Here is a 13,757-nt window from a genome sequence, read left to right on the forward strand (position 1 = left end):
ACGCAGAGCAGCGATCCTCCAATAACGGGAGAATCGCTGCTCTGCTCACTTTTTGTAGCATTAAGAATGAAGAGGACGGTCTTTCGCCGTAGAAAATCTACTTTTGGGACAGCCCCTTTTTTAGAATAGAGTAACTTTATTTAATGATTGCCTTCAATGCTTCCCAAGCCTCCGGACTGGCGAAGCTCCGGTTCCAGGCAGCTACGCCGCCAAGCTTCAAGGATCTGGCAAGCTCAACCCTTGCCGTGAGTGAGGTTTTGTCCTCGATCCAGATTTTGCGGAGAACCCCTTCTTCCTTATACTCCACGTAATTCTGTCCCGCTTCCTTATCGAATACCGGTGTCAGCTTCTTCTCGGCAAGGATTTCCTTGACGGCATTCATGCTAACAGCCTTGGAGCTAACCTTGGTCTTCCCCTTCACAGTGGCTTCGGTCCAGATACGCGTATAGAGCGGCACTCCCAGAATCAGCTTCTCTGCCGGCACTTCATCTTCTTCAATAATCCGGCTCATAGAACTCTTAACCCAGGGGAGTGAAGCAACAGAACCTGCGACCGGGCTGGCTGCCCAGTGTTCGTCATAAGCCATTACGACCAGGAAGTCAGATACGGCACCAAGCGCCCGGCGGTCAAGGAACAGGGACCACATCTCGCTTTTGGATTTTGGCGTTACATCAATAGAAACAATCAGATTCCGGCTCTGGGCCATCGGCTTCAGTTCCCGCATGAACTGGGTAACATTCGGTCCATCCTTGGTGTACACATTCTCAAAATCAATATTAATACCGTCCAGATTGTACAGGTCCGCATACTTTAGCATCTGCACAATAGTGTTCATCCGTTTGTCATACGTGGATAAGGCTTCAGTAGTCAAGTCGGGTTCAAAGCTGTTGCTCAGCAGTCCCCATACCTCCATCCCCTGATTATGCGCCCAATCCACATAGGAACGGTCAGCCTGGCTACGTACATTGCCGTTCACATCAATAATGCTGAACCAGGTAGGGCTAACTACGTTAACTCCCGGCAAATCAGCAAATTTGGCCGGATTCGGCTTGCGTTCGTACACGGCTTCCCAGAACATGTTAACAGGCTTGCCCTTCCAGCTGCGCTCGGCGCGTGTAGGCGCTGCGGGCTGTTTCTCTACTGTTTTCATGCCGTCTGCGGTAATATCATCCGCTTGGACATAGCCTGCATAACCGTTGTCAAGCTGAACATATACCCAGTCCTTGGTGTCTGTGTTCCAGATCCTTACGACGGCTCCAGGAGCCATGTCCGCAAGAATGGGTGCATGTACGGAGGCTTCAGTGCGCAGAGCTTTGGTCTTTCCGCCTTCCTCACCCTTCACTTTGCCAAGCGGCACCGATTCTCCTGCAGTCATCAGCAGTACCGCACCGGTAGCCGTATCCTCGTTGATCTCGAAGCCGTACAAATTCTCCAGCGTGTCTACCGGGAGGTAGGTCACTTTATCCTTAACCTCAGGAGCAAGGCGAAGCTGCAGTGGTTCATTGTTTAGACTTGCTGCTGTTGATTCCTCCTGCATATACAGGAGACTGCTGTCCGTCGAGAGAATTACAGATTTGCTCTTGTCTTCATAACGGATAGAAGGGTCTACGTATTCCTGTAAAAAAGGCAGAGGTAACAGCATACTATCACCGGTACCTGAAGCGGAGTAACCCGTAAGCTGTCCTTTCACAAAAATCGGCTTGTCCAGCCCCTCCCAGTCAGGGTCCAGATGCTGGCGGTTCGGCAGTACATAATAAACAACCCAAAAGGCTGCAGCGGCTATAATGACAAGTCCCAGTAAGCGGCGAAAAAGACTTCCACGCTTTTTGACGCGTCCTTGTCTCTGTCTTCTGTCCAAAATAGGTCCTCCAAACAATATATTGAATTTTTAAAGCAGGCAACGCTTCTGTTAAGTATACGCCATGCGGGTCTTATTGGTTGCGCCAATCTCTTGGAAGGTTTGTCTTAATGTAACAAAAAAACGTGTAAAATCCGCATTCGGACTCTACACGCTTATAGATAAACTTGCATTTCAGTGCCGCTTCTCGCCGCAGCATTTACACACACCATACAGTTCCATACGTAATCCATGAATCTTGAAGCCTGTGGCCAACTCGGCCTGATGCTCTACTTCATGGAGAGAGGAATAACTGAAATCCTCAATCTTGCCGCAATCCTGGCAGATGACATGATAATGATCAGACACATTGGCATCGAAACGGCTGGAATTGTCACCGTAGGTCAGCTCGCGGACCATACCCGCTTCCATGAACATCTTAAGATTGTTGTACACAGTTGCCACACTCATACTTGGAAACTGAGGCTCAAGTGCTCGGTAAATATCGTCTGCCGTAGGATGATTCATCGCTTCCATCAGATACGTTAGAATCGCATGACGCTGAGGCGTAATACGGACACCGGTTGTCTTCAATTGCTCCAATGCATGCTGTACGCCACTACCCATCCGTGCCACCGCCTTTAATTAAACAACTTAATAATAATTCTAATGTAATTGTAAGACTGTGCTTTCAACGTTGTCAATGAGGTGATTACATTATATTTATTATTATATAATAAAAATTCCTTAATTCAATATTTGCTCACATTTAAATTGCTGTTTCCGTCCACCCGCAGCTTATATTCGCCGGTGCCAATTTGGCCGGAGAGGACTTTTTTGTCAATTACGAGCCCTGGCAGATCTGTAACGATATCCCCGTAGCCGCTGGAGCCCTCCACCGTATAATTACCCGTAAGCGGCAGGAACAGCTCAATATCCCCCACGGCACTGTAAATATCCCAGTCCCCCCCGAAATCTCCGGAACGGATATTGATCCGGCCGTTCATTGATTCGGCATGCAGCTTGGCTCTCGCCCCTGACACCTCCACATTGCCGTTCTTCGTGGACACCTCCACCGTATCTCCGCTGTCATATGCCGTGATGTTGCCGACCGCCGTTGACAGCTTCAGAGCGCCTCTAACGTCCCAGGCCCCCATATCGCCGCCGCTTGTCCCCAGTTCAACATTGCCGAGGACGTCTCTGGCGCGCACGGCACCGTTCAGGGTTTTGCCTTTGACATTGCCGTAAATACGGTGCAGGATCAGTTCCCCGTTCCCGGTCTCCAGTGAAATGTCTGCAATGGCTTCAACATTCTGCAGTGTAATACCGCCGTTCATTGTGCGGACACTCAGGTCAAACCGGCGGTCTTCCGGCAGAGAAATATCGAGGTTGATTCGCGGCTGGCGTTTGCCGGATTCACCGTAGGCCTTGCTCTGGGGAGTGATCTTGATGGTGGTCCCCTCTGTCACTTCGACAAAGGACTGGTCTGCTATAGACTCGGCCAGTACCCCGTCCAGCTGGTCTACCCATACTGTCGCAGTAATCTCGATATCCTCGACAGCCGCCCGGTGAATGAGAATATCTCCGTTAATCGCATCGATACTGACTTTGGAAGTATTCAGCTCAACCGGAACGATCAGCGGGGCCTTCTCGTAGCTGCTTCCTTGCGCTTCCCCGTAATCGACTGCCGCCGCAGTCAGATTAAGACTCACCTTGTTCCACAGGTGCAGATAGTGCTCCTGCTCGGTCACGATGAATACACAGGCAGCCAGTATTACAGCAGAGAACAATCCCCGCACATCCATCCGGGCTCTGCCGGCCGTGACGCTCTGTTGCCGGCGGGAGAACACGTAGATCAGCAGATACTCTACTCCCCATAATACGGGTACAAGAGGCCACCATTTCAGCAGCATCATCATATGGTCTGTCCCGTTAAGCCAGTCAAGGAGGAGGAGAACTCCGACAGCAACCAGCGTGACTGATGCAGTATATCTGCCAATCCGCCGTTTCCTCCGCTCCTTGCTTAGACGCGCGGTAGAGTTCTTGGCGATCTCTCTTATGCCCATAAGCAGCCCCAGGACGATTAGCAGAGTTGCCACAGCAGCACCCGCAGAATTCTCAATGAATAATTGAAGCCAGGGCGGCCTCTGCTGGAAGAGAAACAGCAGCGCTCCGCCGACAAGCAGCATGAGCCCAAAGGAAATTCCCGGCTCGCTGATCCTCACCCGGCGCCTGGCTGTTGCCGCGGCATTCATAGCATCAGGTTCTTCAAGGTCTTGCTCTTCAGGAAACCGCAGAATACGGTCTGCTGCCTGTAGCGCATCAAACACATTATAGAAGTACATTGCCGGGATCAGCAGCGCCAGCAGAATCAGCAGCGGTACATTGATTTGCATGCCTATAGACGAGAAATACAGCAGCGCCACGATATCCAACAGCAGCAGAAAAATGAAAGAAATCCCTTTGCGGAGCAGCCCGAGATAGAGATGTCCCGTGCCGGGAAGTACAGCAGCCAGCAGGCCGGTTATAAATTTCCGTTTGCGGGGACGGCGCTTGGGACGGGGCGGTATATAAGGAGCTTTCCATTCTTCGTCAGCTTCAGCCTGCGGTAAGCCAGTCTCTCTCTCTTCATCCTGCACGGGACAATCCTCATGTTCCTGATAACCGGAATTCATCCTCGGTACTCCTCCTTTCTGAACGGTTCGTACTTGTCATTTCAGCCTGCCTGCCCGGTGGAATTCCACCAGCTCTACTCCCGGAGCCACCTCTTCAATTCCAACAGGAATGAACCCATGCTTGGTATAGAGCGTTACTGCCGGAAGATTCAGCTTCCCCGTAGACACAATAAACTGCTCTATCTCTGCGTAACGGGCGAAGATGAATTCCAGCAGCCTGCCCGCCACACCTTGGCGGAAATGATCAGGGCTAACCATCATCCGGGTAACCGTGAGCTTGCCGGGAGACTCTTCAATTACTGCAATAGCGCCCAGCAGCTCCTCCGTATCATCAAGGCAGCCATAGAAATCCTCTGTAACCCGGCTGAGCATGTCTCTGGTCTCCAGCAGCGGCGGAATGTCACGGAACCCGATCATCTCCGCCTCCAGGCGGTATGCCTTATGCTGAAGGCTCCATAGCTCATCCAGCGTGATCTCATCCTGCAGATTCAACTTCACTATTGTATCCATCCGTACAATCCCCTTATATACTGCACAGGGGCCTGCCGTTGCCGACAAGCCCTGTGCCCAAGATTCTATAATCTATTACCCATTCTAGCTGTTCAGCACTTCTGCAAGCAGTGTGTTCACAAGACCCGGGTTCGCTTTCCCTTTGCTTGCCTTCATGACCTGTCCTACAAGGAAGCCGATCGCTTGTTTCTTGCCGGCCTTGTAGTCTTCGACAGATTGCGGATTAGCAGCGACCACTTCCTGCACGATTGTCTTAATCGCACCTTCATCACTGATCTGCACTAGACCCTTTTCTTCAACGATAACTGCAGGCAGCTTGCCGCTCTCCAGCATTTCTTTGAACACGGTTTTGGCAATTTTGCTGCTGATGGTTCCGCCTGCGATCAGGCCGATCATCTCGCCCAGTCCCTGCGGCGTAATCTTCACCTGGGATAATTCCAGATTATTGCTGTTCAAATATCCCAGCAGGTCTCCCATCATCCAGTTGGCGACAGCCTTGGCATCCTGTGTATAGGCCAGACTGCCTTCAAAGAAGTCGGCAAGCGGCTTGGATGAGGTAAGCACTCCCGCATCATAGGCAGTCAGGCCAAATTCTTCGCTGTAACGGGCCTGCCGGGCATCCGGAAGCTCCGGAATGGTCGCACGGATCTGTTCCTTCCAGGAATCACTGATATGCAGCACGATAAGATCCGGGTCCGGGAAATAACGGTAGTCATGCGCTTCTTCCTTACCGCGCATAGACAAGGTCTTGCCCCCAGCTTCATCCCAGCGGCGGGTCTCCTGCACAACGATCCCGCCGTCATCCAGAATCTCTCCCTGACGGAACTGTTCGTACTCCAGCCCGCGGAGTACCCCGCGGAAGGAGTTCATATTCTTCAGCTCCGCCCGGATCCCGAATTCCTCCTGCCCTTCCGGCCGCAGGCTAATATTGGCGTCACAACGCATCGAGCCTTCTTCCATCTTCACATCGGATACATCGCAATACTGCATGATGGCGCGGATCTTCTCCAGATAAGCACGCGCCTCCTCAGGCGAACGCAGATCAGGCTCAGAGACAATCTCAATAAGTGGGGTCCCCACCCGGTTGAAGTCAACCAGTGAAGCAAATCCTCCATCCACATGAGTCAGCTTGCCTGCATCTTCCTCCAGATGAAGACGGGTGATGCCGATCCGTTTGGTCTCTCCATTCACTTCAATATCAATCCAGCCGTTCAGGCCGATAGGCTGATCAAATTGCGAAATCTGGTAGGCCTTCGGGGAATCGGGGTAGAAATAGTTTTTGCGGTCGAATTTGCTGACATCGCCGATGGTACAGTTCAGAGCCATCGCCGCTTTCATCGCGTACTCTACCGCTTGGCGATTAAGCACCGGCAGCACACCGGGGTGGCCGAGACAGACCGGACAGGTATGGGTATTAGGCGGAGCACCGAATTCTGTGGAGCAGCCGCAGAAGATTTTGGACTTGGTATGAAGCTCCACATGAACTTCAAGCCCGATGACCGTTTCATATTTAGACATAGATAATCTCATCCCTTAAAAGTTTTGTGGGCATATACTCAAATTATATAAGAAGCACTAAAGAAATAAACAAAAAGCAAAAGAAACGGAGGGGAAATTTGGAACTGTAGGAGCGGTAGCGACCGCCTTTGTCACCGGATTTCACCCGCGTAGAGCGGTTTAAATCAAGAAATCTGGGGACAACAGCGGCCGGAAGTCCAAATGTTCACCGCAGTGACGATGTAGCTTCAAGTTCAAAACTTAAGTGCATCTTAATATAAAAGCTACATTTGCGGACGGGCCTTGTGATGCTCTGTATGCTGTTCAAAGGCATGCGCAACGCGCAGTACCGTACTCTCGTCAAACTCCTTGCCGATAATCTGCAGGCCGACAGGCAGGCCTTCTGCGAAGCCGCAAGGGATGCTGATGGCAGGAATACCGGCCAGACTGACAGGAATGGTCAGGATATCATTCAGGTACATGGTCAGCGGATCTTCGGTCTGCGAGCCCAGCTTAAAGGCTGTCGTAGGCGCAGTCGGGCCGATCACGACATCATATTTCTTGAACACTTCATCAAAATCCTGCTTAATCAGGGTGCGTACCTTCTGGGCCTTCAAATAATAAGCATCGTAGTATCCGGAGCTGAGCGCATAGGTGCCGAGCATAATCCGGCGTTTGACTTCTGGACCGAAGCCTTGACTGCGGGAGTTATGGTACAGATCCAGCAAACCGCCTCCATCATCCACACGCGTCCCGTAACGGACACCGTCAAAACGGGCAAGGTTGGATGAAGCCTCGGAAGACGACAGGAGATAATAAGCAGCTACGGCATATTCTGTATGCGGAAGCGAAACCTCTTCCCACACGGCGCCGAGACTCTCCAGCACTTTAAGCGCTGACAGCACGGATTCACGGACCGATGCGTCTACGCCTTCGCCGATGTATTCCTTCGGCACAGCTATACGCAGACCGGAAATATCACCGGTGAGCGAACTCAGATAATCAGGTATGCTGACCTTGGCCGAGGTGGAATCCTGGGCATCATAACCTGCAATCGCCTGCAGTACATACGCGGAATCCTCAACGTTGCGGGTAATCGGACCGATCTGATCCAGGGAGGAGGCAAAAGCTACCAGACCGTAACGGGAGACCAGGCCATAGGTAGGTTTAAGACCGACCACTCCGCAGTAGGAAGCCGGCTGGCGGATCGAACCGCCAGTGTCGGAGCCAAGGGTGAAGAACACTTCTCCGGCCGCAACCGCCGCTGCCGAACCACCGCTCGACCCGCCGGGAACACGTTCCAGATCCCACGGATTACGCACCGCCCCGAAGCTGGAATTCTCATTGGACCCGCCCATGGCGAACTCGTCCATGTTCAGCTTACCCATGGTTACGGCATCGGCCTGGCGCAGCTTGGAGACTACGGTCGCATCATAAATCGGCTGGAAGTTATTAAGGAACTGGCTGGCACAGGTAGTGCGCAGACCTTTGGTCACAATATTATCCTTGATGCCGGCAGGCAATCCGAATAACAGACCACGCGCAGCTCCGGACGCCAGCTTGTCATCAAGCGCACGTGCCTGATCACGGGCACCCTCTTCATTCAGTGTCAAAAAAGCATGAACCTTGCTGTCACGTTCCGCAATGACGGACAGGGATTCTTCAGTCAGTTCACGGACCGAGACCTCTTTACTATGCAGCATGTTATGTACTTCAGGTAGTCGATAATGAAACAGGCTCAACTTGCTTCCTCCTCTCAGGGTATGGTTATTCCAGAACAGCGGGAACCTTGAAGTGTCCGTCTTCATGTTCCGGTGCGTTAAGCAGCGCTTCCTCTTGGGTCAGGCTCTCCTTCACCGCATCGTCACGCATCACATTGCTGACTTGCAGCACATGGGTGGTCGGCTCTACATTCTCGGTATCCAGCTCATTCAATTTCTCGGCATATTGTAAAATAGCATTCATTTGTTCGGTGAAGGTAGCCTCTTCTTCCGGGCTTAATTGCAGTCGGGCCAGCTTGGCCACATGCTGCACATCTTTGACGGTGATGCTCATAATGAATATCCCTCCTGTTTAAAGGGCTAAAGCGCCCGGATAACGTTTTTAATTATAGGGTAGACGGCCTTACAATTCAATGCGCTTGTCGATGGAGGGAGATATATACAGCAAAAGACCCGCACCTGCTGATTGTGGCAGGAAGCGGGTCTTGAGTGCTTAAGCTTAATCCGGCTAATGATTCATCCGGTAATACAGGTCATTCCAGCGCAGCTCATTCTCAAGTGAAATCAGGGTGCTGGAGGTGTCGATGACAAGGCACTCGACCCCTGCCATACGCGCCCAATCCCGGAGCTGTTCACTTGTTGTATGGAAGGAAAAGGCGAAGTGATGTGCACCCCCGGCCAGAATCCATGCTTCCGATGCACGGGTCAAGGACGGCTCCGGCTGCCAGAGGAGCCGCGCTACCGGCAGATGAGGCATTCTATGTTCATTCTGTACGGCATTCACTTCATTGACGATCAGGCGGAACCGGTCGCCCATATCCACCAGGGTGGCATTGATTCCTGTGCCGCTTGCGCCGTTAAATATTAGACGCGCCGGAGCTTCCTTGCCGCCGACAAACAAGGGATGCACTTCAATCCTTGGTCTGTCCGCAGCCAGGGACGGGCAGATCTCCAGCATATGGGAGCCCAGCACCATTTCATTGCCCTTTTGCAGATGATACGTATAATCCTCCATGAAAGAGGTCCCTTGATTGCCGGCCATAATCTTCATCATCCGTACCAGCGCGGCCGTCTTCCAGTCTCCCTCACCGCCGAAGCCGTAGCCTGCCGCCATCAGCCGCTGAGCCGCCAGCCCCGGCAATTGCTTCAGTCCATGCAGGTCCTGGAAGCTGGTCACGAACGCTGTATATCCGCCCTCCTCCAAAAACTCGCTCAGCGCAATCTCCATCCGCGCCTGTTCACGAATAGCTTCCCGTTCAGCGCCATCGGCGCGACCCTGATCTGTAAAATCATACAATTCGGCGTATTCATCCATCAGCCTACGCAGCTTGGCATCACTTACACTCCGAACCCGTTCAGCCAGATCACCGGCCGGATAACCGTTGACCGTCCACCCCAGCTTGATTTGCGCCTCCACCTTATCGCCTTCCGTCACCGCGACATCACGCATATTGTCGCCGAATCTGGCGATTCTCATTGTCTGGCTCCCGGTATAGCCCGCCGCCGTCTTCATCCACCCTCCGATTCTTGCACGCACCTCTTCATCCTTCCAGTGACCTGCAATAATCTTCCGGGCCATGCGCAGGCGGGCGCCGATGAACCCGAACTCACGGTCACCGTGCGCCGCCTGATTCAAGTTCATAAACTCCATGTCGATACTGTCCCAGGGAATCTCGACATTGTATTGGGTATGGAGATGGAGCAGCGGCTTGCGCAGCTGGGTTAGCCCCGAGATCCACATTTTGGCCGGAGAGAAGGTGTGCATCCATGTGATCACCCCCGCGCAGGTCCCGCTGGAATTGGCTTCAAGGCACACTCGCAGAATCGCTTCCGGAGCCGTGACTGTTTCGCGGAACTCAATCGGATATGGAAGGCCTCCTTCGCGGTTTAGCTCCTCGACCATTTTCCTGGAATTCTCCTCCACCTGCTCAAGTACATCCTCTCCGTACAAACCTTGGCTTCCTGTTACAAACCAGAATACATATGGCTTAGCTTGCAGCATATCAAATTCCTCCGTTAGTTCAGCTCGTTTTGAATTTCAATTCAATCTCGTAATGAACGGCTTCTCCAGGCTCCAGCAGCTTCAAAGAATGCGCTCCGCGCTCCTCCGCTCTCCCCCGGGTCCAGCAATTGGACGGCTCGAGTCCCAGCACATGTTCGCCTGCTCCGGGCATTCTCCACTGCACCAATCTGGGCAGCGTCCGCTGATCCCACTTCAGCTCTACCGTCAGGCCTCCCGATGAAGAGGATAAGCCGGGTACAGGAAAAGAAGGGCTGCTGATTTGAGCGCAGATGTACGTTTGCCGTTCCAATGGCTCATGGTAGTACACTTGCTCCTTAAAACGATGATCCGGCGCCTGCCATTCATCTATCCGTGATATCTCCATATCATCATCACGCGGAGCACAGCTGCTCTCCGGCAATACGATCCGGGTATCCTCCGCAAGCAGCGGAAATCCAAAGTTGAAATGATACAGCATCAGATGCGGGGCCGGTGTAAAGCCTGCATTCTCCACGCAATCGTTAAGCAGCAGACTGTTCTCTCCAAGCCTGCTTGTAATGGTGCGGGTCAAACGCAGCTTATGTCCAAAAATGGACGTCTCCTCTATGACTCCCCGCAGGCGGAACTCATATTCATTGCCTTGCCATTCCGCCTGATACGAAGCTTGGCGTGCAGGCGTATGATGGATCTGCCCATGCAATCCATAAGCTCCGTATTCGTCCCGGCCGGCCGCACCTGCCTGCGACAATCCGCAAGTCATCAGCAACCCGCCGGAAGCCGTGTGTAGCCAGTGATTCCCCTCATCCCTGAAATAAGCGGCATGGGGATCGCCGTTGGCGGCAGACCAGCTAACCGGAATGCCGCAGAATTCAGCCAAAGAGATATCCATTCCCTTGCCGGGATGCACCCAATAGGAGAGGCCAGAGCCGGTCCGCACACGGAACACTTCCTGACCGGCCTCCGGCCCTTCTCTCATTACAAAGGGCTGCACTCCCGCAAGCTGCTCTATTCTCCCAACTCTGGCTTCCAGCTCACGACGGGTCCATTCTCTGCCATAAAGTCTTGTCATACCACTATTCCTCCTGCACCCGGGGAAAGCCTCAGGCTTGTCCGGCACTCCCGAAAATTCTCATCGTACGAACAATATCCTGCTGCACTGCTTCCATAGCCCATCTGGAAATGTCATGATAATAGCTTTTGTGCTGCTGCGCGCTGTTGGCCGCCAATTTCGCCTGGAGGGTATTGGCCACTTCATGCGCCATATTGGAATAATAGTTAAGCTTGCGGATGCCGCACTGTATGGAGGTGATATAGGCGGCTTCATCCAGTCCAGACCCGCCATGCATCACCAGCGGCAGGCCGGTAAGCTCTTTGATGAGCTTCAACCGCTCAAAATCCAGAACCGGTTCTGTCAGATAGACACCGTGCGCGGTCCCGTAAGCAACGGCGAGCGCATCGACATCGGTATGTGCAATAAAGGTCTGTGCCTCTTGGGGATTGGTGTATACATCGTCCGGATCATATTCTTCGATCTCTTCCTCCGCTCCGCCGCCCTCCGGACGCAGAATCTTGCCAAGCTCGGCTTCTACGGAAACTCCGAGCGCCTTGGCGATTTTGCTGATCTCATTGGTCTGGCGGATATTCTCCTCCAACGGCAGATGCGCACCGTCGAACATCACCGACGAGAAGCCGAGCTGCATCGCCCGGATCAGAATTTCGTGATCCTGGCCGTGGTCCAGGTGTACTGCAACGGGAATCCGCGCTTGCCTCGCAGCCGCCAGTATAATGGGAGCGATCACCTCCAGCGGAACCAGCGGAATATGCACTTCCGCAAAGGACAGAATGACCGGTGAGCGCGCCTCCTCGGCCCCGGCAATGATTCCCCGGATCATCTCCAAATTAATCACATTGTACGCGCCGACGGCATAACGCTTGGCTTCGGCATCCTTCATTAACTCTTTCAGGGTCACTAATGGCATTCTTCAGCATCTCCTATGGGTTCGACATGACGTTATTCACTGCTTGATACAGCCGTTTATATTTGGCGTAATTCTCATCATAGTGCCTGCGGTTCTCCGGGCGGGGATAGAAGGTCGTGCCCACCTTCACCAAACGGCGGGCAGCTTCTGCATAGGAAGGGAACACTCCCAGCGCCACCCCGGCCAGAATAACCGCTCCGAGAATACCCGCCTCTTCGATATCAAGGGCGATGACGGCCCTGTTCATGATGTCCGCCTTGATTTGCAGCCACAGGGCGGACTTGGCACCGCCGCCGCAGGCTTTTAGTTCCCTGATACGCATACCCGCTTGCTCCAGACAATCCAGATTGAGCCTCATCTCATAGGTGACGCCCTCCATCAAGGCTCTGTACAGTTCACCCTTCGTGGTGTTGAAATTCAAGCCCGCGATGACCCCAACCGCAGCCGGATTCATGTAAGGTGTGCCTGAGCCGGCAAAATGCGGCAGTACCAAAATGTCCGTGGGACCTTCTCCGGCGCTCTCGCCCATAATCTCATAGACACTTCGGCCGGACTCATCTGCCGCACATTTCTCTTCATAACCGAACTGGTCCCTGTACCACTTCAATAGTGAACCACCGGTGAAATTAAAAGCATAGGTGGTATAACTCCCCTGGATATAAGGAACCAGCGCCAGCTTACTGAGTGCAAGCGCCTTATCATTGACCTGCATTTTATGGAAGACCGGCGTGATGCACTCTACGGTGCCAATGCCGTCTACGGCCGAGCCTTCTTCCGTGACTCCCGCGCCAATGGCGGCGCATACCTGGTCATGTCCGCCGAGCACCAGCTGAAGGTGGGCAGGCAGCCCCAGCGCCTCAGCCGCTGCGGGTGAAATCCGGCCGAGCCGTGATCCAAGCTCCAGCGCCTGGGGAAATATCCCGCTCCTTAAGCCTGACACCCGGATAATCTCCTCATCCCACTCAAGCCGGTGAACGTCAAAGGCCATCGTTCTGGACGCCAGCGAATAGTCGATCACGGGTCCTGCACCCAGCTTGTTGAGAATAAATGATCCAAACGGCAGAAAGGTATGAAGCTGCTCATAAATGTCCGGCCGCTCTTCCCGGTACCACATCAATTTGGAGAGGGTGTACATTGGATGGGGATGAAGGCCCGTCTTGCCAATGATGTTCTCTTCTCCGATGTGTTCCACCAAAACCTCCAGTTGCTCGCTTCCCCGCTTGTCAATATACAGCAGGCTGTTTCCAAGCACGCAGCCCGCGCTGTCGAGCAGAACGGCAGCCTCCCCAAAGGAAGAAACGGACAGTCCGGCAAGCATGGCAGGCGGTCGGTCATACTTAATCATTGCGGAACTGATCACAGCTTGAACCGCTTCCCACACCCGCTGCGGACTCAGCTCATAACAGCCGTTTTCCGGCGATTCCATGGGGTATTCCTTGTATGCCTGGGCCAGCACCTCACCCGTTGGAGCCATGATCAGACATTTCGTTCCTGTTGACCCGATATCTAGGCCTATGAGATCGACGGCCATGTCCC

At 53.2% G+C, this 13,757-nt stretch carries 11 protein-coding genes; all 11 read right to left on the reverse strand.

Annotation, left to right across the window (positions count from 1 at the left end):
- Positions 1–136: 136 nt before the first annotated feature.
- Complete coding sequence (locus tag HQN87_RS26965) at positions 137–1,858, reverse strand: glycosyl hydrolase family 18 protein (protein WP_173139636.1); 1,722 nt, start codon at positions 1,856–1,858, stop codon at positions 137–139.
- A 174-nt stretch (positions 1,859–2,032) separates the two neighbouring features.
- Entirely contained in the window at positions 2,033–2,464 is a 432-nt protein-coding gene (locus HQN87_RS26970) for a Fur family transcriptional regulator (protein ID WP_173139638.1), read from the reverse strand.
- Positions 2,465–2,589: 125 nt separating this feature from the next.
- The gene (locus tag HQN87_RS26975; protein WP_254075691.1) at positions 2,590–4,512 is read right to left on the reverse strand and encodes a DUF4097 family beta strand repeat-containing protein; all 1,923 of its coding nucleotides are present in this window, start codon (positions 4,510–4,512) and stop codon (positions 2,590–2,592) included.
- A gap of 36 nt (positions 4,513–4,548) precedes the next feature.
- The gene (locus HQN87_RS26980; RefSeq protein WP_173139640.1) at positions 4,549–5,022 is read right to left on the reverse strand and encodes a GNAT family N-acetyltransferase; all 474 of its coding nucleotides are present in this window, start codon (positions 5,020–5,022) and stop codon (positions 4,549–4,551) included.
- An 84-nt stretch (positions 5,023–5,106) separates the two neighbouring features.
- Positions 5,107–6,552, reverse strand: coding sequence for an Asp-tRNA(Asn)/Glu-tRNA(Gln) amidotransferase subunit GatB (gene gatB, locus HQN87_RS26985; protein WP_173139642.1), 1,446 nt, complete (start codon positions 6,550–6,552; stop codon positions 5,107–5,109).
- A gap of 251 nt (positions 6,553–6,803) precedes the next feature.
- Complete coding sequence (gatA, locus tag HQN87_RS26990; protein ID WP_173139644.1) at positions 6,804–8,261, reverse strand: Asp-tRNA(Asn)/Glu-tRNA(Gln) amidotransferase subunit GatA; 1,458 nt, start codon at positions 8,259–8,261, stop codon at positions 6,804–6,806.
- Between the two features lie 25 nt (positions 8,262–8,286).
- The gene (gene gatC, locus HQN87_RS26995; protein WP_173139646.1) at positions 8,287–8,574 is read right to left on the reverse strand and encodes an Asp-tRNA(Asn)/Glu-tRNA(Gln) amidotransferase subunit GatC; all 288 of its coding nucleotides are present in this window, start codon (positions 8,572–8,574) and stop codon (positions 8,287–8,289) included.
- A 174-nt stretch (positions 8,575–8,748) separates the two neighbouring features.
- Positions 8,749–10,242 (reverse strand): L-arabinose isomerase, encoded by a 1,494-nt coding sequence (gene araA / locus HQN87_RS27000; RefSeq protein ID WP_173139648.1) that lies wholly within the window; start codon positions 10,240–10,242, stop codon positions 8,749–8,751.
- Positions 10,243–10,261: 19 nt separating this feature from the next.
- Positions 10,262–11,311: an aldose 1-epimerase family protein gene (locus tag HQN87_RS27005; protein ID WP_173139650.1), complete on the reverse strand. Its 1,050-nt coding sequence runs from the start codon at positions 11,309–11,311 to the stop codon at positions 10,262–10,264.
- Positions 11,312–11,342: 31 nt separating this feature from the next.
- A complete protein-coding gene (locus tag HQN87_RS27010) occupies positions 11,343–12,221 on the reverse strand; it encodes a class II fructose-bisphosphate aldolase (RefSeq protein ID WP_173139652.1) in 879 nt (292 codons plus the stop codon).
- A gap of 13 nt (positions 12,222–12,234) precedes the next feature.
- Positions 12,235–13,752 carry an FGGY-family carbohydrate kinase gene (locus HQN87_RS27015; protein ID WP_173139654.1) on the reverse strand — a complete coding sequence of 506 codons (1,518 nt, stop codon included), beginning with the start codon at positions 13,750–13,752 and terminating at the stop codon, positions 12,235–12,237.
- Positions 13,753–13,757 lie beyond the last annotated feature (5 nt).

Origin of the sequence: Paenibacillus tritici (assembly GCF_013204885.1) — a bacterium.
GTDB lineage: Bacteria > Bacillota > Bacilli > Paenibacillales > Paenibacillaceae > Paenibacillus_AQ > Paenibacillus_AQ tritici.